The sequence below is a fragment of the Streptomyces sp. NPDC104381 genome (assembly GCF_055583745.1).
The window spans coordinates 304,782-330,919 of record NZ_JBVJNK010000003.1; the positions used below are offsets into that span (position 1 = coordinate 304,782).

Genomic DNA, 26,138 nt, shown 5'->3' on the forward strand with positions numbered 1-26,138 from the left:
CGCCGGGGTACGGCGCTCGGGAGTTCTGGGGGTGGTCGGGCCGGGTCGCGGAGGTCAGAACTCCAGGACGACCTGGAGGGCGTCGGCGGGCGTCTCGTCGAGCAGCACATAGGCGTCGGCGGCCTCCGCCACCGGCACGACATGGCTGACCAGCGACTTCACGTCGACCTGGCCCTCGGCGACCAGGGAGAGGAAGGTCTGCTGGAGGCGTTCGACGGTCCAGCGTCCCGCCAGCTGCGGGGGCACCCCGCCGATCTGGGAGCAGATCAGCTGCACCCGGTTGTGGTGGAACTCGTCGCCCAGGCGGAGGCCCGCGCCGTCGCCCTGGTAGAAGCCGGACGCCACGACCCGGCCGCCGACGGTGACCGAGCGGACGGCCTCGTGCAGGGCCGGGTAGACCCCGCTGATCTCGATCGCGACATCGGCGCCGGCCCCCGCGGTGGCCTCCCGGATGCGTTCGGCGACGCTGTCCGTACGCGCGTTGAGGGTGTGCCGCGCCCCGTACTCACGGGCCGTCGCGAGCCGGCCGTCGAGGGCGTCGACCGCCGTGACACGGGCGCCGTTGAGCTGGGCGAGGCGGGTGGTGAGCAGGCCGATGACGCCCTGGCCGAAGACGGCGACGTCCTCGCCCAGGTGGATGTCGGCGGCCAGGATCGCGTTGTACGCGATGGCGCCGACCCGGGCGAAGGCCCCCGCGAGCGGTTCGAGACCGGCGGGCAGGGTGTGGCCGACCATGCGCTCCGCCGGGACGATGCCCTCGCTGCGGTGGCCCCAGATGCCCCAGACCAGATCGCCCGGGACGGGCATGCCGGGCGTGCCGACGAGCTCGGGGGAGACCTCGGTGACCTCGCCGACCTCGGAGTAGCCCCAGCCGGCCACCGGGTACTCGATCCCGGCCGCCCCGTCACGGAAGATCCGGGCCTCGGCGTCCCAGGTGCGCGTGAGGTACGGGTTCGTACCCCGGTAGGCGGTGAGTTCAGTTCCTGCCGAAATGCCCGAGTAGCGGGTCCGGACCCGCAGATGTCCGGCGGGCAGCGGAGCGCTCTCGTGCTCGGCGACTTCGACCTGACGGGGGCCGGTGAACTGGACGACGCGTTCCACGGGAGCTCCGGTAGCGCTTGAAGGGGTGTTGCTCGCTGACTTCAGTCGAAGATATCTCAGAGTTATGTCTTGTCAACAAGCAAAAGTGATGCTGAGATGCATCAGGAAAATGCGTAAGTGGCGTGAGGACGGAGCATGGTGATGAAGACCCGACGGTCGAGGGCGACCCTGTTCGGGCTCGCCGCGACCCTGGCCGGGGGCCTGCTGACCGGCTGCTCCGGCAGCCCGGACGCGGAGCGGCACGACAACAGGATCACGGTGTGGTCGCAGGAGAACCTGCCGCCGCGGATGGCGGCGACCGAGAAGGTCATCAGCCGCTTCGAGAAGGAGAGCGGGGTCAAGGTCGACCTCGTCGGCGTGGACGAGGCCCAGCTGCCGCAGCTGATCATGTCCGCGGCGGCGGCCGGCAAGCTCCCGGATGTGATCGGGGCGGTCCCGATGGGCCAGGTCTGGCAGATGTACGGCAACGGCCTGCTCGACACCGAGGTCGCCGAGCGCATCGTGAAGGACCTGGAGCCGGGCACGTTCAACAGCAACGCACTGGCGCTCACCTCCGACGGCGGCACCAGGCTCGGCGTCCCCTCCGACGCCTGGCTCCAGATCCTCGTCTACCGCAAGGACCTGTTCGCCAAGGCCGGACTCGACGCACCCGACGACTACCCGAGCGCCCTGAAGGCCGCCGCCGCGCTCGACAAGGGCGGCCGGGACGGCATCTCGCTGGCCACCGATCCCTCGGACGTCTTCACCCAGCAGAGCTTCGAGGACCTGGCGCTGGCCAACGGCTGCCAGCTCGTCGACGAGGCGGGCGAGCCGGCCCTCGACTCCCCGGCTTGCCGCACCGCCTTCAAGGCGTACGACACCCTCGCCCGCGAACACGGCGCGCCCGGCACCCAGAGCGTGGACACCACCCGCGCCACCTACTTCGCCGGCAAGTCGTCGATGATGGTCTGGTCGTCCTTCCTGCTGGACGAGCTGGCGGGCCTGCGCTCGGACGCGCTGCCCAGCTGCCCGGAGTGCAAGAAGGACCGCAAGTTCCTCGCCCGTAACACCGGTGTCGTCACCTCCCTGAAGGGCCCCGACGGCAAGGAACCCGCCCAGTTCGGCGAGATCACCTCCTGGGCCGTCACCAGGACCGCCGAGACGGACGCCTCCCGGAAGTTCATCGAATACATGATGGGCAAGGGGTACGCCGACTGGTTCGGCATGGCTCCGGAAGGCAAGATCCCCGTCCGCACCGGTACGGCGCAGAAGCCCGGCTCCTTCGAGCAGGAGTGGCGCGCCAGCGTCATGGGCGTCGACCACCGGGAGTCCATGCAGAGGGCGTATCCGTCCGGGCTCCTGGACCAGCTCGTCACCGGGGTCGGTGGCATGCAGCGATGGGGCCTCACCCAGGGGCAGGGCGCCCTCGTCGGCGCCACCAACGGCGAACTCCCCGTCGCCAAGGCCATCGGGGCGATGACCAGCGGCCAGCTCTCGCCCGACGAGGCCGCGAAGGAGGCCGACGACGAAGTCACCGCCCTCCAGAAGTCCCTCCAGTAGCCGCCCGCCGCCCCCTCACGAGGTATCCGACCGATGAGCACAATCACGAGCGGCGCGAAGAAGCGCCGCGTCCCACCGCAGAGTTCGAGCAGGCGGGAGAACCGCGCAGGGCTCGCCTTCGTGACCCCCACCTTCCTCGTGGTCCTGGTCGTGGTGATCCTGCCGATCCTGTGGACCGTCCTGCTCGCCTTCCAGAACGCCAAGCTGGTCGACATCCAGGAGAACGGCCTCTTCGGCCGCTGGACCGTGGACAACTTCTCCCAGGTGTTCGGCTCACCCGGCTTCTGGAGCAGCCTCGGCACCACGCTCCTCTACACCGTCGGCGCCACCGCCGGCTCCGTCGTCCTCGGACTGGTCGCCGCCCTCGCGCTGCGTAAGCCCTTCCGCGGCCGGGGCGCCCTGCGCGCCGCCATGCTGCTGCCGTACGTCGCCCCCGTGGTCGCCGTCTCCTTCGTCTGGGAGGTCGCGCTCAGCCCGCAGTACGGCATCGTCAACGAATGGGGACGCAAGCTCTTCGGGTGGGACGACCCCATCGCCTTCCTCTCCACCCGCTCCTACGAAGTCGGCCTGTTCGGCGTCCACTTCGACATCCCGCTGGCTCTGCTCACCGTCATCGCCTTCGAGACCTGGCGCTACTTCCCGTTCGCCTTCCTCTTCATGCTCGCCCGTCTCCAGGCGGTACCGGCCGGCCTGGAGGAGGCCGCCGAGGTCGACGGAGCCACGCTGTCCCAGCGTTTCCGGCACATCCTGCTGCCCCAGCTGATGCCGGTCATCGCCCTGCTGTCCGTCCTGCGCTTCATCATGACGTTCAACAAGTTCGACGACATCTATCTGCTCACCGGCGGCGGTTCCGGCACCGACGTGGTGGCCGTCCGCGTCTACGACTTCCTCACCTCGCGCTTCGACGTCGGGGCCGCCTCCGCCCAGGCGCTCGTCCTCGCCGTCGTACTCATGGCCCTCCTGGGCGTCTACTTCAAGTTCTTCGGCAGGAAGATGCAGGAGGAGTCGGCATGACCGCCACCCCGACGATGACCCGCGAACAGGCGGAGCGCACCGCCCGCCCGCTGCCGGCGCCCCGGCGGCCCCGGCTCACCCGCGCCCAGTTCGAGGAGCGGTTCTTCGGCGTCCTGCGCTGGGTGGTGATCGCCTTCCTCGCGGCGATCACGATCGTGCCCTTCTACTACATGCTGATGCTGTCGGTGAAGCCCATCGACTCCCTGCTCCTCGACCCGGGCAACCTCTGGGTCTCGGCGAAGGAGTTCACCCTCGGCACCTACGAGAGCGTCCTCAAGTCCTCCGAGGACGGCGGCCAGGGCTTCCTCGGCATGCTGCTCAACTCGGCGCTCGTCGCCGTCGCCACGGTCCTGCTCACCCTGGCCGCCGCGGTACCGGGTGCCTACGCCGTCAGCCGGCTGAAGTTCTTCGGCAACCGCCAGGTCAGCGCCCTCTTCCTGGCCGTCTACCTCTTCCCGGCCACCCTGCTGGCCGTGCCGCTCTTCGTCATGTTCGCGAAGATGGGGCTCTCGGGAAGTCTCGTCGGGCTCGCCATCGTCTACATCGCGCAGACCGTGCCCGTCTCCATCTACATGCTGAAGAACTACTTCGTCACCATCCCGTTCAGCATCGAGGAGGCCGCCGCGATCGACGGGGCGTCACGGCTCCAGACCGTACGCAGGATCATCCTGCCGCTCGCCCTGCCGACCCTCATGGCCACCGGGCTGTACGTGTTCATGATCGCCTGGAACGAGTTCCTGTTCGCCCTGCTCTTCCTGGCCGCCGACCCCGAACGGTGGACGGTCTCCCTGGGACTCCAGCAACTGGCCAACGGCATCGAGGTGTCCAAGACGGTGCTGATGGCCGGTTCGGTCGTGCTCACCATCCCTGTGGTACTCCTGTTCTTCTCCGCCGAACGGCTCCTCACCGAGGGCCTGACCAGCGGTGCGGACAAGGGCTGAGGGCGAGGACGGCGGGGATGGCAGGAAACCAGGCCAGCGCGGGGCATCTGCTGCGGCTCATCCGCAGCGGGGAGGCCACCACGCGTGGCGAGCTCCAGCAGGCGACCGGGCTCTCCCGCTCCACGGTGGGACACCGGCTCGACCAGCTCTTCGGGGCGGGCTGGCTGCGCGACGTCAGCGGCACCTCCACCGGCGGACGCCCCTCAGCCCGGCTGGAGTTCGACCCCGCGCACGCCGTGGTGCTCGTCGCGGACCTGGAGACCCGGCATGCCCGCGTCGCCGCGCTCGACCTCTCCGGCACCGTCCTCGCGGAACACACCGGCACCCTCGTCATCGCCGACGGCCCCGACCGCGCCCTGGACCAACTGGCGCGCTGGTTCGGGCCGCTGCTCGCCGAGGCGGGGGTGGGGGCCGAGCGGGTCTGCGGCATCGGCCTCTCCGTACCGGGGCCGGTGGACTGGGAGTCGGCCCGGATCGTGCAGCCGCCGATCATGCCCGGCTGGGACCGCTTCCCCGTACGGGAACGACTCCGCGAGGCCTGGACCGAGCACATCGGCCCCATGCCGGCAGCGGGGCCCCTGCCCGTGTTCGTCGACAACGACGCCAATCTGATGGCCCTGGCGGAACAGCGGGCCGGCCACCCGGACTGCAGCGCCTTCGTCCTGGTCAAGGCGTCCACGGGGATCGGCGCCGGCGTCGTCGTCGGCGGCGAGGTCTACCGGGGCATCGACGGAGGGGCGGGCGACATCGGCCACATCCGCCTGCACGACCGCCCCGACGCCCTGTGCATGTGCGGGTCCTACGGATGCCTCGCCGCCGTCGCCAGCGGCCGGTCCATCGCGGGCCAGCTCACCGCGGCCGGTGTGCCCACCGCGTCGGGATCCGACGTACGCGAGCACCTCGCCGCCGGCCAGCCGGACGCCGTGCGTCTCGCCCGTGAGGCGGGTCAGCGTGTCGGCGAGGTCCTGGTCACGGTCGTCACCCTGCTCAACCCCGGTGTCCTGATGCTGAGCGGCGACCTCGCGGGCACCCCCTTCCTCACCGGGGTCCGCGAACTCATCTACCAGCGCGCCATGCCCCGGACCACCGCCCACCTCCAGGTCGTCACCTCCGCCCTGGGCGACCGCGCGGCCCTGGCCGGCGCCGCCCGCATGGTCGTCGACCACCTGTACGCACCCGAACGCGCCGACGCCCGCCTCGCGGCCCTGGCCCGCACCGGCGCCTGAGCGCACCGCCCCCAGCAGAACGACGGAGAGCACCATGTCCACCGCCCCCCTCCCGGAAACCCGGCCCCACGAACCGGTCCGCGTCGGCCTCGTGGGCGCGGGCCCGTGGGCCCGCGCCATGCACGCCCGCATGCTCGCGGCCGGGCCCGAGACCTCACTGACCGCGGTCTGGGCACGCCGCCCGGAGGCCGCGGCCGAGGTCGCCGACGCCTACGGGGCCCCGGTCGCCGCCTCCTTCGAGGAACTCCTCGACCGGTGCGAGGCGGTCGCCTTCGCCGTGCCGCCCGCCGTGCAGGCCGCCCTCGCCCCACGTGCCGCGGCCGCCGGGCGCGCCCTCCTGCTGGAGAAGCCGCTCGGCTCAGGCCTCGACGAGGCGCGCGCCGTCGCCGACGCCGTCGCCGAACACGGGGTGGTCTCCCAGCTCGTCCTGACGAAGCGCTACCATCCGGCCACCCGCGCCTTCCTCGCCGAGGCGGCCGGCCGCGAGGTCACCGGAGCCCGCTCCTGCTATCTGCACGGGGCGTTCCTGGGCGGGGAGTTCGCCACGTCCTGGCGGCTGGAACACGGCGCCCTGCTCGACCTCGGCCCGCACCTCCTGGACATCCTGGACACCGCGGTCGCCCCCATCGTCTCCGTACGGGCGACCGGGGACCCGCGCCGCTGGACCGAGCTGACCTGCGAGCACGAGAACGGCGCGGTCAGCCAGGCGTCCCTCTCGGGCTGCGTCCAGCTCCCCAGGGCCAGGACCCGGGTGGAACTGTTCGGTCCCGGCGAGGAGTTGGTGTACGACACGGCGGGCATCGACCACGAGGAGTGCTGGCCGGTCCTCCGCCGCGAGTTCGCCGCCGCGGTCCGTACGGGGAAGGGCACCGGCATCGACGCCGCCCACGGCCTGCGCCTGCAGCGGCTGCTGGACATGGCCGCACGCACGGCCGGCTGAGCCGCCACTCGTCCACGGCTGTGACCGCACGGCCGCGACGGCCCTCAGACGACGTCGAACTCGTTGCCCTCCGGGTCCTGCAGGGCGGCGGCGTAGACCCCCGCGTACGGCTCGTCCTTGATCCGCACGACGGTGGCACCGGCCTCGACCAGCCGGTCCACCGCAGCGTCGACCCGCCGGGCGCGGACGTCCAGCGGGACGTCACGGCCCCCACCGACCTTGAGGTCGAAGTGCCACCGGTTCTTGGCGGACTTCGGCTCCGGGACCTGTTGGAACCACACCCTCGGTCCTCGCCCCGCGGGGTCGACGATCGACTCCGGTATGTCCCCGGCCCCGGCCGGCAACTCCGCCTCGGGCACGCCCATCGACGCCCAGTAGGCACGCCACGTGGCGTGTTCGCCCGGCGGAGGCTCAGGCACATAGCCCAGGGCCTCCGCCCAGAACGCCACCATCCTCTGCGGATCGGCGCAGTCGATGGTCAGTTGCAGCGTCATCTCCATGCCGAAAGCGTCTCAGACGGGTCTGACAGCCGGCGCTCCGTGACGGTCACCGGCGAGCGGCCAGCACTGCAGTGAGGCCCTCCCGCAGATCCTTGACGAAGTACTCGGGCACCTCCAGCGACGGGAAGTGCCCTCCGGCCGCCGGTGAGTTCCACCGGACGATCCGCCGGTACCGCTCCTGCGCCCAGGGACGCGGGCACTTCTCGACGTCGCGGGGATACATGGTGAGCGCCGCCGGGACGTCGACCCGGAGTCCGGGGTCCAGCGCGTTGTGGCTCTCGTGGTAGATGCGGGCCGCCGATGCGCCGGTCCGCGTCAGCCAGTACAGGGTGACATCGTCCAGGACGCGGTCCCGGGAGATCGTCTCGAACGGGCTGTCCTCGGTGTCCGACCACTCGGCGAACTTGTCGAGGATCCAGGCGAGAAGCCCGACGGGTGAGTCGACCAGCGAGTAGCCGATGGTCTGCGGCCGGGTCGCCTGCTGCTTCGCGTACGCCGCACGGTGGCGCCAGAAGTCGCTGGTCTCCTGCGCCCACTTGCGCTCGACCGCCGTCAGCCCGTCCGCCGTCAGCCCGGGCGGTCCCTCCGCGAACGTGGTGTGGATGCCGAGCACGTGCGCCGGGAACCTGCCGCCGAGAACCGTGGTGATGTTGCCGCCCCAGTCGCCGCCGTGAGCCACGAACCTGTCGTAGCCGAGCCTTCCCATCAGCTCCACCCAGGCGGCCGCGATCTTCTCGGTTCCCCACCCGGTGGTGGCCGGTCTGTCGCTGTGGCCGAAGCCCGGAAGCGAGGGGACCACGACGTGGAACGCCGGTGCGTCCGCGTCCTTCGGATCCGCCAGCTCGTCCACCACGTCGATGAACCGGACGACGCTGTCCGGCCAGCCGTGCGTCAGGATCAGAGGAACGGCGTCCGCGCGGGGGGACCGGCGGTGCAGGAAGTGGATTCCCAGACCGTCGATGGTCGTGCGGAACTGGCCGATCGCGTCCAGGCGTGCCTCGAACGACCGCCAGTCGTACCCGGTGCGCCAGTAGTCCACGACGTCGACGAGGTCGGCGAGAGGGACGCCCTGCTCCCATCGGCGAGGGCCGGGCGCGGCGTGACGGACCGTCTCGGCCTCCGGCAGCCGCGCCGCCGCCAGTCGCGCGCGCAGATCGTCCAGTTCGTCGTCATCGGCACGGGCTTCGAAGGCTTGCACGTCGCTGGTCGGTCGGGGCATGAGACCTCCTGGCCGTCGTGGAGCCGGCCACGCTCGTCGGAACCGGCAATGACGGTTCTAGCAGTTCTCCGAGCCCTGCTGCAACCGGCTATGGTGGTTCCATGTGTGCCGCGTACCCTGACTTCCGCCTCGGCAGTGTGCTGGCGACCAGCTTCACGGGGACCCTGTCGGAGCGTCAGGGGAGCCCCGTGGAACGCATTCCGGTGCCGGGCCGGCTCGTCGACTGGCTGGCGGTGTACGGCCTAGCCGTGGACTCCTGCACCACGGCCCAGCTCGATCTCGCCCGGGAGCTGAGGGAGTCGATCCACGCCGCCGCGACGGCGGCCGCGATCCAGGGCGCCCTCCCCGCAGCCGCCGTCCGCACCATCAACGACCGCAGCGCTCAGGGGCGGGCCGCGGCGATCCTGACGCCCGAGGGCGGACGGCGATGGCGGCTCGGCGCGGATTCCGGCGTGGAGGACGCCCTCGGTGTGATCGCCGCCGACGCGATCAGCGTCATCGCGGGCGAACGGGACGGCCGGTTGGCGCTGTGCGCGTCACCGACCTGCCGAGCCGCCTTCTTCGACACCAGCCGGAGCCGCACCCGCAGATGGTGTGACATGAACACATGCGGGAATCGTCAGAAGAAGGCGCGCTTCCATGCCGGCCGGCGCGAAAGCACCGGATCGGCGCCCTGATCGTCACCCGCGGTACGTCCGAGAGGGCTCACGGCCCAGCTCACCCCCGGCTCCCGCCGCACAGAGCGGCGTCCACCGCACCCTGGAGATGGGCCAGGGGCTCGCCCTCGGCCGCCCAGGTCGTGGTGTAGACGGTCACGGTCCCGCGACCGCCCGTGGCCCGGCCGCCGCCCACCGAGCCGCTGGGCAGGTCGCCGCCGTGCCCCCAGTAGGCCCCGCCGCAGCTGAGCGGGACCGAGGCGACGCCGTAGCCGTAGCGGCTGCCCGCCGGGTAGACGTCCCTGCCCCCGATGTCGGTGGTGTCCCCGGTCATCAGGCGCAGCGCCCAGCCCGGCAGCAGCCGGCCGCCGAACAGGCCGTCCCAGAAGGCGTTGAGGTCCTCTGGAGTGGAGACGAGCCCCCCGGACGCGCCGAACTCGTACCCGGGAAGCTCGGTCACGTCCACGACGCCCGCCTCCGGCCGCGCGGGGTGCACTCCGTAGTTGCGGGCGTGCGGTCCGCGCAGGGTCAGCTCGCCCGGTGCGGGCCAGTAGGTGCCGTCCAGGCGCAGCGGACGCAGGATCGTACGCTCGACATACGTACGGAAGCCGACGCCCGAGACCTCGTCGATCACCATGCCCAGCACCAGGTAGTTGGTGTTGGAGTAGCCCCAGTCCTCCCCGGGCTCGAACACGGGCCCCGCGTCCAGCGCGAGAGCCAGATACTCCTGCGGCGTACCCGCCCGGGACCAGTCGACCAGCGCGGAGTACTCCGGGAGCCCGCTGGTCTGCTTCAGCAACTGCCGTACGGTGACGGCGCTTCCGGCCAGCTGGGGCACGTAGGCCCCGGCGCGGTCGTCCAGGTCCAGCCGCCCGTCCGCCACCAGGCGCATGACGGCGGTCGCGGTGAACGCCTTGGTGTCGCTGGCCAGCCGGAACCGGCCCTGGGCGCCGGGCATCCGGCGGCCCGACACCAGATCGGCGACACCGGCGGTCCTCGTCACCTTTCCGTCGTACGCCAGGGCGCCGGGCACGCCGTCGTGGTCCACCAGCAGATCCAGCTGCCGCCGCACGGGGTCCGAGGGGCGGGCCGCCGCGACGGGAGCGAGTGCTCCGGTCAGGGTGGCGGCGAGCAGGACTGCTGCGGCGAGGCGCTTGCGGTGCATGGGTCTTCCCCCTGGGTCATGGCCCGGATCCCGTGGGCCGGTCGGTCGCTCACCGACGACCCTGCCAGGCTCCCCGCGGAAGATCAGTGCGGCCCGGACCCGTATCGGAGGTGTCGTCAACCCCCCTTGTGCCGTGGCCCGTCGTATGGTTCAGCCCGGTTCGGAGGTGTCCCTGACGGACGTGTCCTCGATGCGGGAGCCGGGCGCGCCACGGTTGGCGGCGGCCGGGCTGTGGGCGTGCTGCGCCGGCGCCTCACCCGTACCGGCGCCGACGCCGGCCGCCGGGGTGCGCAGGACCAGCAGGGCGACGTCGTCGCCGCTGGGGCCGATACGCCGCAGGAGCTCGTCGAGGAAGTCCTCGATGTCACGGCGGGCCAGGGCCGCCGCATGCCGGCGCAGCGTGTCGAGGCCGGCCTCGATGTCACGCGTCCGGCTCTCCACGAGCCCGTCCGTGTACAGCAGGAGCGTCGACCGGGGCGGCAGCTCCGCCTCGGCGTCGGGCCATCCCAGCCCCATGTGCAGGGCCGAACTGAGACCGAGCAGAGGGCCGTGGCCGGCTTCGAGGAAGCGGGTGCTCCCGTCCGCGGTGATCAGGAGGGGCGGCGGGTGCCCGGCGTTGACCCAGCGGAGCCGCCAGGGACCGCCCTCGGCACCCTCGATACGGGCGAAGACGCAGGTGGCCATCGGGGCGTCACTCGTATGGGTCATGGCCTCGTCCAGGCGGCGCATGATCAGGCTGGGTGGCTCCGTCCGGTCCCAGGCCAGGGCGCGCAGCATGTTGCGGACCTCCGCCATGTGGGCGGCGGCCTTGAGGTCGTGGCCGACGACGTCCCCGATGACCATCGTCAGGACGCCGTCACTGAGGAGGAACGCGTCGTACCAGTCCCCGCCGATCTCCGCGGCGCTCTCGGCGGGCAGGTAGCGCGCCGCCAGCTCCAGGTGGTCGACCTGCGGCAGGGGGGTGAGGAGCTGGCGCTGCATGGTCTCCGCGACATGGCGCTGCTGCTCGAACAGCTCGCCGGCCTCCATGACCAGGCCGGCCCGGCGCGCGATGTCGGCGAGCACGAAGAGCTCGGCCTCGGAGTACGAGGAGCCGGGCTCGACCCGGGCCACGGTCAGCGCGCCGAAGACCTGCCGCCGGGTGTACAGGGGCACCACGACGGCGCAACTGCCGCCCAGCCGGTCGAAGAGCTCCCGGTGGGCGGAGGCGAGCGGGCTGTCCGGCGCCTCCGCGAGGGCGGAGGCGTCCAGGGAGACGGGCTCGGCGCTCCGCAGCGCCTGGACCAGGGCCGAACGGGTGGACTCGGGCAGGGGCGGCAGGGGGCCCCTCAGAGCGTCCGCCGTACGGGGGTCGTGAGGGGCATGGACGGCGACGCGCCGCATCTCGCCCGAGTGCCCTCCGCTGCGTACGTCGACGGCGGCCCAGTCGCCCATGTCCGGCACGAGCATCCCCGCCAGCCGGTCCAGCATCTCCGGCGTCTCCAGGGTGGAGATGAGGACCGTCGACACCTCCGCCACCATCGTGAGCCGCGCGGTGAGCCCCTCCAGGGCGGCGAGGTGGGCCGCGGTCTGTTCGGCGGCGTCACGGTGCAGGCTGAAATCGTGGAAGACGACCACCGAGCCTTCCATCCGCCCCTCGTGCCGCAACGGGGTGGCCGCCCAGATGATCGGCACCAGAGTGCCGTCCCCGCGCAGGAACAGCTCCTCGCTGCCCTCGGCGGGCCGGCCGCTGTCGAGGACGGCCAGCATGCCGCACCCGCTCCGCGGGAGCGTGCCGCCGTCCGGCCCGCGGTGCAGCAGATCGTGCAGGTCGTGGCCGAGCATCGCCTTCTGCGGACGGCCCAGGAGCTGCTGCGCGCGAGGATTGCACGCGGTGAGCCGGCCGGTGAGGTCGGTGACGAACACCCCCGCGCCCAGACTGTCGAAGACCGTGCGCATGAAGCCGATCTCCAGCAGCCCCTCCGCGGACCTCATCGAGCGGCCCCCGCCGTCCCCGGGCGGACCGCTCCGCCCCCGCTCGCCGTCCTCCCGCACCACGGACCGCCCGGCGGCAGCCGCACGGGCGGCGTCGGGCGCGCCGCCGGAATCACGGTCTGGGAGGTCATGCCGTCCATCATTCATCCGGAGGGCGCGTTCCGCCGCTCGGGAGGGGCCCCTTCCTACCTCTCCGAGGTCCGCTCGGCCGTACGGACCGGAGCGGCCGTCCGCTCCAGGACCTCGGCTGCGGTCACCCCGGGGGCGGTCTCCACCAGGACCAGGCCGTCCGGGGTCACGTCGAGCACGGCGAGATCCGTGATGACGCGGTCGACGCACGCCCTGCCGGTCAGCGGCAGGGTGCACTCCTCGACGATCTTCGGGCTGCCGTCCTTGGCGGTGTGCGTCATGGTCACGATCACGCGCCGGGCGCCGTGCACGAGGTCCATCGCCCCGCCGATGCCGGTCACCATCTTCCCCGGCACCGCCCAGTTGGCGAGGTCGCCCCGGGCCGACACCTCCATGGCCCCGAGGACGGCGGCGTCGATGTGACCGCCGCGGATCATGCCGAAGGAGAGCGCCGAGTCGAAGAACGAGGCGCCCGGCCGTACGGTCACCGTCTCCTTGCCCGCGTTGATCAGATCGGGGTCGACATCCTCCTCGTACGGGAAGGGGCCGGTGCCCAGGATGCCGTTCTCGGACTCCAGGACGACGTGCACGCCCTCGGGCAGATGGTTGGGGATCAGCGTGGGCAGCCCGATCCCGAGGTTGACGTACTCGCCGTCGCGCAGCTCCGCGGCCGCCCTGGCCGCCATCCCGTTCCTCGTCCAGGCCATCAGTCCCGCGCCTCCCGCTCGGTGATCGTCCGCTTCTCGATCTTCTTGTCCACGGCCTGACCGGGGGTCAGCGCGACCACCCGCTGTACGAAGATGCCGGGCAGGTGGACGTGGTCCGGGTCGATCTCGCCCGGCTCCACCAGCTCCTCGACCTCCGCGACGGTGATGCGGCCGGCCATGGCGGCGAGCGGGTTGAAGTTGCGCGCGGACCGGTGGAAGACCAGGTTGCCGTGCCTGTCGCCCCGCGCCGCCCTGACGAGGGCGAAGTCCGTGCGGATGCCGTGCTCCAGGACGTACTCGGTGCCGTCGAAGTCGCGCACCTCCTTGGCGGGGGAGGCCAGGGACACCCCGCCCTCGCCGTCGTAACGCCAGGGGAGCCCGCCGTCGGCGACCTGTGTGCCGACCCCGGCGGGCGTGTAGAACGCGGGTATCCCCGCCCCGCCGGCCCGGAGGCGCTCGGCCAGGGTGCCCTGGGGGATGAGTTCGAGCTCCAGCTCACCGCCGAGGTACTGCCGGGCGAACTCCTTGTTCGCGCCGATGTACGAGCCGGTCACCCGGCTGATGCGGCCCGCGGAGAGCAGCACCGCGAGACCGGTGTCCATCGCTCCGCAGTTGTTGGACACGACCCCGAGCCCGCCGACCCCGCTCGCGTACAGCGCGTCGATCAACACGTTCGGCACACCGCTGAGGCCGAAGCCCCCCACCGCCACCGACGCGCCGTCCGGCACGTCGGCGACGGCCAGCGCCGCCGACGCGACCACCTTGTCCATGGGACCGTCCATCCAGTAGTGTTCGCATGGTGAAGTTTCCTTCACCATGATGCGAGGAGTCTGCCGCCCGGTCCGGAGCTCTGTCAACGGCCCGGGCGCCTGCCCGAGGGAGGAACGGATGCCGACGAGCCGGACCACCGGACGCGGCGCGGAGGTGCCCGCGGAGGCCGTCGCGCCCCTGATGCGCGGCATCGCCGTCCTGCGCCGGCTGACCGAGGCCGGCGGCTCCCTCGCCCTCGGCGACCTGGAGCGCGCCACCGGACTGGCCCGCTCGACCGTCGACCGGGTCACGCTCACGCTCGCCCGCACGGGATACGTCCGTATCGACGGAAGGACCGTCACCCTCGCACCGCGCCTGATGGAGCTGGGCAACGCCTATCTCTCGTCGGTCCACCTGCCCGGCCTCCTCGGCGACCGGGCCGACGCACTCGCGGACGAGCTCGACGAGACCGTGTCCCTCGCCGTGCCCGACGGCGACGGGATCCGCTTCGTGCACCAGGCCACCCGCCGGCGTGCGATGTCCCTGCGCTTCCGCATCGGCGACCTGCTCCCCGTCGAACGCACCGCCCCGGGCACGCTGTTCGCCACCCTCTGGGGGGCCGGGGAGTGGCAGGCCTGGCGGGAGCGGCGGGCCTCGGACCCGGAGGGCGAGGGCTTCCCGTCCCTGCCGAAGCGCCCCTGCCCGGCGGACGACCGGTTCGAGGAGCGGGTGGCGGCGGCGCGGGCCGACGGCTGGGCGGTGGACGACCAGCTGATCGAACCGGGCCTGCTCGCCCTCGCCGTCCCCGTACGGGATCCCGCCGGAGGCTTCGCGTGTGTGCTCAGCGTGGTCAGCCACACCAGCAGGCACACCGCGCGGGGGCTCCGCGAGGATCTCCTGCCCCGGCTGCGCGACGCGGCATCGGCGATGGAGCGCCGGCTGGAGGACCCACCGCCCGCCGGCACCTCGCCCTCCGGGGGAGCCCTCGCCTCCTGGACCACCGCCTCCAAGCAGGAGCTGGGCCGGGGGTTCGTCGAGTCCCTCGCCCGGGGCCTGACCGTCATCACCGCCTTCGGCGACGGCGGCCCGGCCCTGACGCTCAGCGCCGTCGCCCGCGCGACGGGCCTCTCCCGCGCCTCCGCGCGCCGCGCCCTGATCACCCTCGAACACCTCGGCTACGTCACGGCCGACGGCCGCGACCACCGGCTGACCCCCCGCGTCCTGGCGCTCGGATACCCCCCGCTCTCCCGCACCACCCTGGCGCGCATCGCCGGCCCGCACCTCTCCGCGCTCGCCGGCCGGATCCAGGACTCCGCGTCCCTCGCCGTCCTCACCGACGACTCCGTGCAGTACGTGGCGCGCGCCGCGACCCACCGCATCATGGACGTCGACATCACCGTCGGCACCCGCTTCCCCGCCTACGCCACCTCCCTGGGGCGCGTCCTGCTGGCCGACCTGCCCCCCGCCGAACTGGGACCCCTCCTCGACCACGCGGAGCTGCGCCCCCTGGCCCCGCACACCCTGACCCGGCGCACCGAGCTCGAAGCCGCGCTGGAGCGCGCGTGCGCCGAGGGGTACGCCCTGGTCGACGAGGAGCTCGAAGCGGGCCTGCGCTCGATCGCCGTACCCGTCCGGGACCGGGCCGGCTCGGCCGTCGCGTCCATCAATGTGGCCATGCACAGCAGCAGCCGGACGATCGACGCGTGCCGGGAGGAGGTGCTGCCCCAACTGCGCCTCACCGCAGGGAACATCGAGTCCGAACTGCACATCGCGGCCCGTTTCGCCCAGGTCCCGTTGATGTGAGCCGGCGCGGTCACGGCTCCGGCAGGCGCTCGGCCGGACCGGCCGGCGCGTGGGGTGTTTCCGTGGGTCACGATGTTCCCGGGGGTCACGCCTCGACGGAGGCGAACATGTCGAGAAGCGGCTGGGGCGCCCGGGCGTCGAACAGCATGTCCTGACTCCTGGCGGATTCGGCGGCGGTCCGCTCGCTCCGCGGGAACAGGGCCGACTCGTAGACGGACAGCGCGGTCCCGGTGTCCGAGGGGTGCGCGGCCAGGGCCTGGCCCAGCTCCGCGCCGTCGATCATCGCGAGGTTGGCGCCCTCCCCGGCGAACGGGGACATCAGGTGCGCGGCGTCACCGAGCAGGGTCACCCCGGGGACGCGCTGCCAGTGGTGGCCGACGGGTAGCGCGTGGATGAGCCGCGGGGTCAGCGGCCCGTCCGCCTCGGTGATCAGCGCGCGCAGCCCGGGCGCCCAGTCCGTGAAGTGCCCCAGCAGCGTGGCCTTGGCGGCCTCCGTGTCGGTGAAGTCGATCGTGGACAGCCAGTCCTCGGCCGCGCGCAGGGCGGTGTAGACGTGCAGGCTGCCGTCCGTCTCGCGGTGGGCCAGGAACCCCTTGCCGTCACCGAGGGCGAAGAACATCCCGCCGCCGATCAGATCGGCGGACCCGGGGTGGCGGTCGTCGGCGTCGAAGAGGTCCAGCTCGACGAAGGAGATGCCGGTGTAGGCGGGCCGCGCCGGCGAGAGCAGCGGGCGGATCCGCGACCAGGCGCCGTCCGCGCCGATGAGCAGACCCGTGGTGAACGTGGTGCCGTCCGCGAGGGTCACCGCGTGGCGCCCTCCGTCGAGCGGCACGGCGTCCGTGACCTTGCCGCCCCAGCGGACCGTGCCCTCGGGAAGGGCGTCGAGCAGCAGGTCGCGCAGATCGCCCCGGTCGATCTCGGGACGGGTGCCGTCGCCGTCGTCCTTCTGCTCCAGCAGGACGTCGGCCCGCTTGTCGAGTACGCGGAGGGCCTCGCCGCCGGGATGCACCCTGGCCCGGAACTCCTCGTACAGCCCCGCCGCGCGCAGCGCGGCCTGACCGGTCTCCTCGTGGATGTCGAGCATGCCGCCCTGGGTGCGCGCGTGCCGGTCGGCGTCGAGGTCGAACACGGCGGACCCGATGCCGTGCACATGGAGGACCCTGGCGAGGACCAGACCGCCGAGGCCGGCCCCGACGATGGTGACGGGGTGATGGGTGGTGTTCATGGTGGTGCCTTCGCTTTCTGCCGGGAGCCGGTGGCGGGGCTCAGCGGGGGGTGGTGGCCGTGCCGTTGACGACCGCCCGGAAGATCCAGGCCAGACGCTGGTGCGGGGAGCCGGAGACCAGGTCGCCGCCGAGCGCGGCGATACGCGGATGGGTGCGTGCCGACGCCTGGCCCAATGCCTCGACCAGCGCGTGGTGTTCGTCCTCGGCGTCGGGGGCGTCCGCGCGCGCGGACTGCTCGGCCGCGGTGGCGGTGGCCACCTGGAGGAGTACGTCGACCCCCCAGGCGGCCTGCCCGTCCGGGACACCGCCCTGGTGCAGGAGGTCGAGGACCGTCTCCACGAGCGCCAGGTAGTGCGGCCCGGAGGGCCGGGCCACCAGGGCGGAATGGGCGAGGCCCGGATGGTCGAACAGGACGCCGGTGTACGAGAGCAGCACCCGCGCCAGCCGGTCGCGCCAGTCGGCCTCGCCGGTCGCCGGTGAGAGGTCGACCGCGCCGAGCAGTTCCTCCAGGATCGCGGCGTGCAGTTCGGCGGTGCCGGCGACGTACACGTACAGCGAGGCGGGGCCCGTGTCGAGCTCCTGGGCGAGGCGGCGCATGGTGACGCGCTGGAGTCCCTCGTCGGCCATGACGCGGAGCGCCGCGTCGACGATGGCCTCGTGGGTGAGGGCGGGCTTGGCCGGCCGTTCGCGACGGCTGCGGGGGGCTGGGGTTCGCGGGGTCACCCTCCGACCATAACGAACATGTTCGTAACGAACAAGTTCGTCATGGTCCGGCCGGGCGCACACACGTCGGCGCGTGCCTGCCGGGCCGCGGGGTAGGCGACCGCTCGACGGGCCCACGGCACCGTCACCCGCGCCGGGCGCCGGACCGCCCGTCGCGCATCGCGGGCCTCACCGCACCGCCGGGCCCTCTCCGGGTGCGGAGGGGAGCGGGGGAACAGAGGATGCGAGGGGTGGCGAGCCGCACCGGCCCCGTCGTACCGAGAAGCGACGTCCGAGGAGACAACACCATGGCGCCCGAGCGATCCTCTTCCGGCAGCACAGCACCGCGGGACCCCGGCCTCGCCCGGCCGCTGGCCGAGCGGGCGGGTTGGAGCGACCTCGACGTGCGCGCGGTGGACACCGTACGGGTGCTCGCCGCCGACGCAGTCCAGAAGACGGGGAACGGCCATCCCGGCACGGCGATGAGCCTGGCCCCGCTCGCCTACCTGCTGTTCCAGCAGGTCATGCGGCACGACCCCGCCGACGACCAGTGGCTGGGCCGGGACCGCTTCGTCCTCTCCTGCGGCCACACCAGCCTCACCCTGTACATCCAGCTCTACCTCGCCGGCTACGGCCTGGAGATGGCGGACCTCGAGGCGCTGCGGACCTGGGGATCGGCGACCCCCGGCCACCCCGAGTACCGGCACACCCGCGGCGTCGAGATCACCACCGGCCCGCTGGGCCAGGGCATGGGCGCCTCCGTCGGGATGGCGATGGCCGGACGCCGGGAGCGGGGCCTGCTGGACCCGGACGCCGCGCCGGGCACCAGCCCCTTCGACCACCATGTGTACGTGCTGGCCTCCGACGGCGACATGATGGAGGGCGTCGCCTCCGAGGCCGCCTCACTCGCCGGCCACCAGCAGCTCGGCAACCTCATCACGTTCTACGACTCCAACCACATCTCCATCGAGGACGACACCGACATCTCGTTCAGCGAGGACGTCCCGGCCCGCTTCGCCGCGTACGGCTGGCACGTGCAGACCGTGGACTGGACCCGTACCGGTGACTACGTCGAGGACGTCGACGCCCTGCTCGCCGCGATCGAGTCGGCGAAGGCGGAGCGGTCCCGGCCCTCGCTGATCATGCTGCGGACGATCATCGGATGGCCCGCACCGACGAAGAAGAACACCGGCAAGGCGCACGGCGCGGCGCTGGGGGACGACGAGGTCGCCGGCACCAAGCGGCTCCTCGGCTTCGACCCCGACACGTACTTCCCCATCGAGGACGAGGTCCTCGCCCACACCCGCGCCGTGGGGGAGCGCGGCAGGGACGCCAGGAACCGCTGGCAGCGGGCCTACGAGGACTGGCGGGCCGCCGCCCCGGAGCGGGCGGCCCTGCTGGACCGGCTGCGCGGACAGGACCTGCCGGAGGGCTGGACAGACGCCCTGCCGGAGTTCCCGGCCGACGCCAAGGGCATGGCCACCCGCAAGGCGTCCGGCGAGGTGCTCACCGCTCTCGCACCGGTCCTGCCCGAGCTCTGGGGCGGCTCCGCCGACCTCGCCGGCAGCAACAACACCACCATGGAGGGCGAGCCGTCCTTCATCCCCGCCGACCGGCAGACGGCCGAGTTCTCGGGAGGCCCCTACGGGCGCACGCTGCACTTCGGCATCCGCGAGCACGCCATGGGCGCCGTGCTCAACGGCATCGCGCTGCAGAGCCTGACTCGCCCGTACGGCGGCACGTTCCTGACGTTCAGCGACTACATGCGCCCCGCGGTCCGCCTCGGCGCCCTGATGAAGCTCCCCGCCACCTATGTGTGGACCCACGACTCCATCGGCCTGGGCGAGGACGGTCCCACCCACCAGCCCGTCGAACACCTGGCGGCCCTGCGCGCCATCCCCGGGCTCGACGTCGTACGCCCCGGTGACGCCAACGAGACCACCGTCTGCTGGCGGACCATCCTGGAGCACACCGACCGCCCCGCCGGACTCGTCCTGACCCGCCAGAACCTCCCCGTGCTCGACCGTGCCGACGGGGTCCACGCCTCCGCCGAGGGCGCCGCGCGCGGCGCCTACATCCTGGTCGAGGACGCCGGGACCGTCCCCGACGTCATCCTCGTCGCCACCGGGTCGGAGGTGCAGATCGCCCTCGACGGCCGCAAGCTCCTGGTCGACGAGGGGCTGTCCGTACGCGTGGTCTCGATGCCCTGCCGCGAATGGTTCGCCGAGCAGCCGCTGTCCTACCAGGACGAGGTGCTGCCCCCGGACGTCCGCGCCCGGGTCAGCGTGGAGGCCGCCGTCGGCCAGGGCTGGCGCGAGGTGGTCGGCGACGCCGGCCACATCGTCAGCCTGGAGCACTACGGCGCCTCCGCCGACTACCAGCGGCTGTACGACGAGTTCGGCATCACCGCCGAGGCCGTCGCCGCGGCGGCCCGCGCCAGCATCCGCGACGCGGTGGAGCCCCCGGTACCGGGCGGGCGCCGGGCCTAGGGCGGGAGCCCTAGGGTCTTTCGTTTGGATCTGGCCGGACCCCGCGAGCCCGGCAAGATCCAAACGAGAGGCCCTAGCTCATCTGACGCCGGACCAGTTCATGGAGCTGCCCGCCCGTGTCCGCGAGGAGCTCGGCGGGCGGCCCCTGCTGGACGACACGCCCTTCCGCCATGACGATCACACGGTCGGCGTCCATGACCGTGGACAGCCGGTGCGCGATCACCACACGCGTGGCCCGCAGGGCCTTGGTGCTCTCGATCACGGTGCGCTGGGTCTCGTTGTCCAGCGCGCTGGTGGCCTCGTCGAAGAACAGGATGCGGGGGCGCCGTACGAGCGCCTGGGCGATCATCAGCCGCTGGCGCTGCCCCCCGGAGATCGAGCCGCCGCCGGAGATCATCGTGTGCAGCCCCATCGGCATCCGCTTGATGTCCTCGGCCAGCCCCGCCATCGCGGCGGCCTCCCACGCCTCCTCCTGCGTGAAGACCTCGGCCCCGCAGATGCAGTCCAGGATCGACCCGGACAGCGGCTGGGCGTTCTGCAGGACGACCCCGCACTGGCGGCGCACGGCCGCCGGGTCGAGCGCCGTCAGGTCCTGGCCGTCGTACAGGACGCCGCCCGAGACCGGTTTGTCGAAGCCGATGAGCAGCCTCAGCAGCGTCGACTTGCCGCACCCGCTGGGACCCACGATCGCCACGAACTCGCCCGGCCCGACCGTCAGCGACACATCGTCCAGGACGACGGGGCCGTCGTCGGAGTAGCGGAACGACACACCCCGGGCCTCGATCTCCCCGGACAGGGTGCCCGGCTGGGTGCTGGAGCCGCGCACCTCGGGCGCCTCGTCGAGCACCGGCTTGATCTGCTCGAACATCGGCAGCACGGCGGCGGCCGAGACGAACGCCCCGGTGAGCTGGGTGACGGCCGTCAGCAGCATCGTCACCGACGTGTTGAACGTCAGGAACTCACTGGCCGTGAGCGAGCCCTTCGCCGGGCCCGCCAGCAGCATGAAGATGATCAGCGAACAGAGCGGCAGATACACCGCGTTGAGGACCGTCGTCAGATTCTTGATCCGGCCGGCCCGCTTCTGCAGCTCACGGCTGCGCGCGAACTCCGCCGCCCACGCCCCGTACGCGAAGCTCTCCGCCGCCGCGACCCGCAGCTTGGGCAGTCCGCGCAGGGTCTGGAAGGCCTGGTTGTTCAGCTTGTTGCCCAGCACCACCAGCCGGCGCTGCCAGCGGAGCTCCCACATGCCCATGGTGAGGAACACCCCGGCGATGACCACCAGCATGGCCACGGCGGTGAGCGCGAGCGGAACGCTGAACCAGAGCAGCAGCCCCAGATTCATCGCCCCCAGCGTGCCCGCCTGCACCACGACGGGACCGGTGCCCGACAGCACCCGGCGGATCGCGCTCACCCCCATCGCCGCGCTCGCCAGCTCACCCGTGGACCGCCCGGAGAAGAACTTCGTCGGCAGCCGCAGCAGCCGGTCCCAGACCGCGGGCTGGAGCGTGCTCTCGATCCGGCCCTCCATCCGCAGGATCGTGAGGTTCTGCAGCAGCATGAAGGCCGCCGAGACGACCCCGGAGATGATGACGGCCAGCGACGCCTGCACGATGAGCGCGTTCTGGGCGTTGGGCACGTACACGCCCAGCACCTTGCCGGTCGCGATCGGCACCAGCGAGCCCAGCGCCACCGTCACCAGGCCCGCGGGCACCAGCCTCCGCAGATCGCCCCGGGTCCCGAACAGGCCAAAGCGCAGCAGCTGCCACTTTCCCAGCGGGCGTTCCGGCAGCGGCCGGTAGAACATCACGGCGCGCTCGTCGAACTCCTGCGCGGAGGAGCTGTCGACACGGCTGCGCCGTCCGGTCAGCGGATTGACCGCCTCGTAGCGGCCACGGCGCCACAGCAGGGCCACCGGTGCTCCGGACGCGGCGCGGTGGCCCACCAGCGGGCCGGAGTTCTCCCTCCACCAGCGCCCCGCGAGGCGCACCGGGCGGGTGCGGACGCGCGAGGCGACCGCGACCCGCTCGACGGGGTCGATCCGGTCGCTCACCGCCCCGCCCGCGGCAGGTTCGGCGAGGACGATCCCGGAGTCCCTGGCCACCAGGAGACAGGCCGCGTACACCGCGTCGTCCGAGGCCCCGGACGACGGCGAAGCGCCTCTGCCGGACCGGCCGATCGAGGTCAGCAGCGCCTGGTCGGCCTCCTTGCGGACGGCCTCGCCCGCCTTCATGCCCGCGGCGGTGCGGTCCTCGTGGGCGCGCTCCAGCTGCTCGATCCAGCGGTCCAGCGCGGAGAGCAGGCGGTACTGCTGATTGACCATCCCCTGCCACATCGCCGGGTCGACGAGCAGGTCGCCCGCCGCCTCGGCGCTGAACGCGGCGCCGTACTGCACACTGCCCGGCGAGACCGGCAGCCACAGGATGTCGTCGTCGCCCACCGTCTCGTCGAAGGTGGTCCGCCCGTCCAGCGGGGCCTCGAACAGCACCCGCTGGCTGCGGCCCACACCGAGCGAGAAGGCGTGCTCCAGCAGGCTCAGCGTGGCGTCCCCGGTGTCGTAATGGCTGCGGTACTGGCCCTCGTACGTCCCCTGGCCGGCGTACTCCGGACGGTAGAGCTCACGCAGCGGGATCCGGCGCAGCACGCACTCCTGGAGGGGGCGCCCGACCAGGGTGTGCTGCGGGCCCTCGACCGGGCCGAGGACGAGCGTCCCCGGTTCGAGCCGGCCCAGGAAGTGCCAGTGCCCCTGCTCCACCGCGTCCACCGCGAACAGGTCGAGGGCGCCGCCCACGACGAGCCACAGCACCTGGGGGCCCTCCAGCGACAGGCTCCGCAGACCGGTGCAGTCGACGGGCTCGCCGAGGGCTCCCAGCGCCCCGATGACGGGGTCCTGCCCGGGCGCCTCCGTGCCCGCGAGGGGATGTACGGATGCCACGTCAGTGCTCCCTGACCAGATCGGCGTACGCGCCCCCGGCGGCCACCAGGTTCTCGTGCCGGCCGCGCTCCACGACCGTCCCGTGGTCCAGGACCACGATCTCGTCGCTGTCGCGCACCGTGCTCAGCCGGTGCGCGATCACCACGCAGGCGCAGCCGCGCCGCCGCAGGTTGTCGATGATGATCCGCTCCGTCTCGGCGTCCAGCGCGCTGGTGACCTCGTCCAGGACCAGGATGCTGGGGCGGCGTACGAGCGCGCGGGCGATCTCCAGGCGCTGGCGCTGCCCGCCGGAGAAGTTGCGGCCGTCCTGCTCCACCCTGCTGTGGATGCCGCGGGGGCGGCGGGCGACGACGTCGTACAGGGCGGCGTCCCGCAGGGCCTCGGTCACCGCCTCGTCCGGTACCGAGGGGTCCCAGAGCGCCACGTTGTCGCGGACCGTCCCCTCGAAGAGGAAGACGTCCTGGTCGACGAAGGACACGGACGCGGCCAGCGCGCCCCGGGGTATGTCCTCCAGACGCTGTCCGTCGATGCGGATCGTGCCCTCCCACGGGCTGTAGAGCCCCGAGATGAGCCGGGAGACCGTCGACTTGCCGCTGCCCGAACCGCCGACGAGCGCCACCTGCTGCCCCGGGCCCACCGACAGCGAGAAGCCGGTCAGCAGCGGCTTGTCGAGCGGGCTGTAGCCGAAGGTGATGTCCTCCAGCGTCACATGGCCCTTGAGCCGCCGGGTGCTCGCGGCCGGTTCACGGCGCGAGTAGAGCGGGTCGACCGGGAAGGCCTCGACATCCTTGAGGCGGGCCACGTCGGCCGCGAAGTCCTGCACCCGGCCCGCCACCCCGTTGAGCCGGGTCAGCGGCGCGGTGAAGCGGGTCACCAGGGCCTGGAAGGCGACGAGCAGACCGATCGAGATGTGCCCCTCGACGGCCCGCAGCCCGCCGATCCACAGGATCAGGGCGCTGTTGAGCGTCGCCAGGGCGGGGGCGACGATGCCCAGCCAGGCGCTCGGCACCCCGAGGCGCTGCTGTTCGTCCAGCGTCGTCGCGTGCTGCCCGGCCCACCGCCGGAAGTAGCCGTTCTCGCCCCCGGTGGCCTTCATCGTCTCGATCAGCTGGAGACCGGTGTACGAGGTGTTCGTCAGCCGCGCGCTGTCGGCGCGCAGCTTCTGGGTGCCGGTGGCCCGCAGCCGTACGACGATGCGCATCGCGACGACGTTGAGCAGCGCGATGCCGACCCCGATGACGGTCAGCTGCGGATCGTAGGTCCACAGCAGGAAGGCGTAGAGGAGGACGACGATGCCGTCCACACCGGCCGCGGTGAGGTCCCGGGCGAGTGTCTCGGCGACCGCGTCGTTGGACTGGAGGCGCTGGACGAGGTCGGCGGGGCTGCGCTGCGAGAAGAAGGTGACGGGAAGCCGGAGCAGATGCCGGAAGAAGCGCGCGCTGCCGAGCGTGGACGAGATGATCCGGCCGCGCAGCAGATTCGCCTGCTGAAGCCATGTCAGGACGACCGTGAGGGCGACCATCGTGCCCATCGCGGCGAAGAGCACGCCCAGCAGCGAGGTCTGCTCGCCAATCATGAACATGTCGATGTAGGTGCGGCTGAGTGCCGGGAGCGTCGCCCCGACGGCCACCAGCAGCAGGCTGGCGAGCAGCGCGACCAGCATCGTGCCCGTGGTGCCGCGCAGCCGGGCCGGCAGCGCCGACATGACACCCGGCTTCCGGCCGCCGCGCTCGAAGTCCTCGCCGGGTTCGAGGACCAGGACGACCCCGGTGAAGCTGGTGTCGAAGTCCTCGGCGGGCACGAACCTGCGCCCCTTGTCGGGGTCGTTGATGTGCACCCCCCGCCGCCCGAGGCGGCGCCCCACGCCGTCGTACACGACGTAGTGGTTGAACTCCCAGAACAGGATCGCGGGCGCCTGGACCTCCGCGAGGGCCGCGGGCTCCATCTGCATGCCCTTGGCCTGGAGACCGTAACCGCGCGCCGCCTTGAGCACGTTGCTGGCCCGTGAGCCGTCGCGCGAGACACCGCAGGCGATCCGCAGCTCCTCCAGCGGCACATGGCGGCCGTAGTGGCCGAGCACCATCGCCAGCGAGGCCGCACCGCACTCCAGGGCCTCCATCTGGAGCACGGTGGGGGTGTGCACGGTCCTCGTCCGCCCGGGCTTCGGCGCCGGCCGCGACCGCCGCCTGTTGCCCGGGGCGCCCTCCGGGCGGTGCCGGCCGCGGCCGGGCGGCGGCAACTGCTGGGCGGCGGGGGACGGGTGCGGTGCGGTCACGGGAGCAGCCAATCGATCGGGCGCTGGTCGGCGAGACGGACGGAGCCGGTGGCCAGGGTCATGGAGCCGATCGCGTACGGGGGGCCGTCGGCGGACGACCAGCGGTAGCCCGACTCCGTGGAGGACGAGCGTTCGATCTTCACCAGGACCGCCAGCGGCCGTCCGTGCTTGGAGAACTGCTGGCCGAGCTGGGCGTCGCCGAGGAAGCGGGTGATCTGCTGCTGGGTCTGCGCGGCCCGGCCGACGGCGGCCACCTTGCCGCGCAGCACCCCGTACTGCTGGGCGGGCACGGACTGGACGGTGAGGTCGACGGAGGCGCCCACCGGCACCGAGGCGGCGCTGCCGCCGGACACGTACAGCATGACGACCAGCGGGTCCTCGGCGCCGTCGATCCGTTCGACGCTCGCCACGTCCGCGCCGGTGGTGACCACGGCGCCGATCGTGGCGGTCACCGACGTGAGCCGGCCCGCGTCGATGGTGCGGACGACGCGTTCGCCCTGCTCCGTACGGACCTTGAGCAGGGGGGCGTTCCGGGGCAGGGTCCGGCCCTCCTCGGCGAGCACCTCGGTGATCTGGCCGGACACCGGGCTCTGCAGGATGTAACTGCCGCGCGCGTGCGTGAGGATGCCGGGGGCGTCCAGGGTGCTGGCGACGGAACCCGTCACGGCCCAGACGCAGGCGGCGGCCATCACGGCGACGGTGACGACGAGCACGAGCAGGCCCTGCGGGCGGGCGAAGCGCACCGGCAGATCGAGCTGTTCGGGCGACTGCAGCTTGGAAAGGGCCTGCTGGCGGAACTGCACGGAAGTCTTGCCTCACCTGTCAGCGGTCGGCACCGAGCCCCGGAACC

The 26,138-nt window shown here is 72.4% G+C and carries 20 protein-coding genes; 8 read left to right on the forward strand and 12 right to left on the reverse strand.

From position 1 onward, the window contains the following. Positions 1–54: 54 nt before the first annotated feature. Positions 55–1,101 (reverse strand): zinc-dependent alcohol dehydrogenase, encoded by a 1,047-nt coding sequence (locus ACZ607_RS10875; protein ID WP_469733936.1) that lies wholly within the window; start codon positions 1,099–1,101, stop codon positions 55–57. Positions 1,102–1,236: 135 nt separating this feature from the next. On the opposite strand from ACZ607_RS10875, the gene ACZ607_RS10880 reads away from it, so the two are divergent. From ACZ607_RS10880 to ACZ607_RS10900, 5 genes are read left to right on the forward strand one after another with little or no spacing between them, the layout of a single operon-like run. Then, positions 1,237–2,640: an ABC transporter substrate-binding protein gene (locus tag ACZ607_RS10880; RefSeq protein ID WP_469733938.1), complete on the forward strand. Its 1,404-nt coding sequence runs from the start codon at positions 1,237–1,239 to the stop codon at positions 2,638–2,640. 33 nt (positions 2,641–2,673) lie between these two features. Next, entirely contained in the window at positions 2,674–3,654 is a 981-nt protein-coding gene (locus ACZ607_RS10885; protein WP_469733939.1) for a carbohydrate ABC transporter permease, read from the forward strand. A 14-nt stretch (positions 3,655–3,668) separates the two neighbouring features. After that, on the forward strand, positions 3,669–4,595 hold the full coding sequence (locus ACZ607_RS10890; protein ID WP_469734911.1) for a carbohydrate ABC transporter permease: 927 nt from the start codon (positions 3,669–3,671) through the stop codon (positions 4,593–4,595). A 17-nt stretch (positions 4,596–4,612) separates the two neighbouring features. Beyond that, positions 4,613–5,821 carry an ROK family transcriptional regulator gene (locus tag ACZ607_RS10895; protein WP_469733941.1) on the forward strand — a complete coding sequence of 403 codons (1,209 nt, stop codon included), beginning with the start codon at positions 4,613–4,615 and terminating at the stop codon, positions 5,819–5,821. A gap of 34 nt (positions 5,822–5,855) precedes the next feature. Continuing rightward, complete coding sequence (locus ACZ607_RS10900) at positions 5,856–6,761, forward strand: Gfo/Idh/MocA family protein (protein WP_469733943.1); 906 nt, start codon at positions 5,856–5,858, stop codon at positions 6,759–6,761. A 44-nt stretch (positions 6,762–6,805) separates the two neighbouring features. Here the strand turns inward: ACZ607_RS10900 and ACZ607_RS10905 are convergent, their stop codons facing one another. Together ACZ607_RS10905 and ACZ607_RS10910 are read right to left on the reverse strand one after the other, a co-directional pair. Next, complete coding sequence (locus ACZ607_RS10905; protein ID WP_469733944.1) at positions 6,806–7,261, reverse strand: VOC family protein; 456 nt, start codon at positions 7,259–7,261, stop codon at positions 6,806–6,808. 46 nt (positions 7,262–7,307) lie between these two features. After that, positions 7,308–8,480, reverse strand: a complete 1,173-nt coding sequence (locus ACZ607_RS10910) for an epoxide hydrolase family protein (protein ID WP_469733946.1) — start codon at positions 8,478–8,480, stop codon at positions 7,308–7,310. 101 nt (positions 8,481–8,581) lie between these two features. Between ACZ607_RS10910 and ACZ607_RS10915 the strand changes: the two genes are divergently transcribed. Further along, positions 8,582–9,157: a CGNR zinc finger domain-containing protein gene (locus tag ACZ607_RS10915; RefSeq protein ID WP_469733947.1), complete on the forward strand. Its 576-nt coding sequence runs from the start codon at positions 8,582–8,584 to the stop codon at positions 9,155–9,157. 40 nt (positions 9,158–9,197) lie between these two features. Here the strand turns inward: ACZ607_RS10915 and ACZ607_RS10920 are convergent, their stop codons facing one another. From ACZ607_RS10920 to ACZ607_RS10935, 4 genes are all read right to left on the reverse strand, one after another. Continuing rightward, on the reverse strand, positions 9,198–10,301 hold the full coding sequence (locus tag ACZ607_RS10920) for a serine hydrolase domain-containing protein (protein WP_469733949.1): 1,104 nt from the start codon (positions 10,299–10,301) through the stop codon (positions 9,198–9,200). A gap of 150 nt (positions 10,302–10,451) precedes the next feature. Next, positions 10,452–12,275, reverse strand: a complete 1,824-nt coding sequence (locus ACZ607_RS10925) for a SpoIIE family protein phosphatase (RefSeq protein ID WP_469733950.1) — start codon at positions 12,273–12,275, stop codon at positions 10,452–10,454. Between the two features lie 185 nt (positions 12,276–12,460). After that, positions 12,461–13,111, reverse strand: a complete 651-nt coding sequence (locus ACZ607_RS10930) for a CoA transferase subunit B (RefSeq protein WP_469733952.1) — start codon at positions 13,109–13,111, stop codon at positions 12,461–12,463. Continuing rightward, a complete protein-coding gene (locus ACZ607_RS10935; protein WP_469733954.1) occupies positions 13,111–13,881 on the reverse strand; it encodes a CoA transferase subunit A in 771 nt (256 codons plus the stop codon). Before ACZ607_RS10935 ends, ACZ607_RS10930 begins: the two co-directional genes overlap by 1 nt. Before the next feature lie 118 nt (positions 13,882–13,999). Between ACZ607_RS10935 and ACZ607_RS10940 the strand changes: the two genes are divergently transcribed. Further along, positions 14,000–15,664, forward strand: a complete 1,665-nt coding sequence (locus tag ACZ607_RS10940) for an IclR family transcriptional regulator domain-containing protein (protein ID WP_469733956.1) — start codon at positions 14,000–14,002, stop codon at positions 15,662–15,664. Positions 15,665–15,749: 85 nt separating this feature from the next. Here ACZ607_RS10940 and ACZ607_RS10945 read toward each other — a convergent pair whose 3' ends face one another. Beyond that, positions 15,750–16,889 carry an FAD-dependent oxidoreductase gene (locus ACZ607_RS10945; protein WP_469733957.1) on the reverse strand — a complete coding sequence of 380 codons (1,140 nt, stop codon included), beginning with the start codon at positions 16,887–16,889 and terminating at the stop codon, positions 15,750–15,752. Positions 16,890–16,929: 40 nt separating this feature from the next. Then, the gene (locus ACZ607_RS10950; protein ID WP_469733958.1) at positions 16,930–17,613 is read right to left on the reverse strand and encodes a TetR/AcrR family transcriptional regulator; all 684 of its coding nucleotides are present in this window, start codon (positions 17,611–17,613) and stop codon (positions 16,930–16,932) included. A 287-nt stretch (positions 17,614–17,900) separates the two neighbouring features. On the opposite strand from ACZ607_RS10950, the gene tkt reads away from it, so the two are divergent. Next, positions 17,901–20,081 carry a transketolase gene (gene tkt / locus ACZ607_RS10955; protein WP_469733960.1) on the forward strand — a complete coding sequence of 727 codons (2,181 nt, stop codon included), beginning with the start codon at positions 17,901–17,903 and terminating at the stop codon, positions 20,079–20,081. Positions 20,082–20,154: 73 nt separating this feature from the next. Here the strand turns inward: tkt and ACZ607_RS10960 are convergent, their stop codons facing one another. The 3 genes from ACZ607_RS10960 to ACZ607_RS10970 are packed head-to-tail and all read right to left on the reverse strand — an operon-like array spanning position 20,155 to position 26,091. Next, complete coding sequence (locus ACZ607_RS10960) at positions 20,155–23,013, reverse strand: NHLP bacteriocin export ABC transporter permease/ATPase subunit (RefSeq protein WP_469733962.1); 2,859 nt, start codon at positions 23,011–23,013, stop codon at positions 20,155–20,157. Position 23,014: 1 nt separating this feature from the next. Next, a complete protein-coding gene (locus tag ACZ607_RS10965) occupies positions 23,015–25,288 on the reverse strand; it encodes an NHLP family bacteriocin export ABC transporter peptidase/permease/ATPase subunit (RefSeq protein ID WP_469733964.1) in 2,274 nt (757 codons plus the stop codon). Continuing rightward, a complete protein-coding gene (locus ACZ607_RS10970) occupies positions 25,285–26,091 on the reverse strand; it encodes a hypothetical protein (protein ID WP_469733965.1) in 807 nt (268 codons plus the stop codon). Before ACZ607_RS10970 ends, ACZ607_RS10965 begins: the two co-directional genes overlap by 4 nt. Between the last annotated feature and the right edge of the window lie 47 nt (positions 26,092–26,138).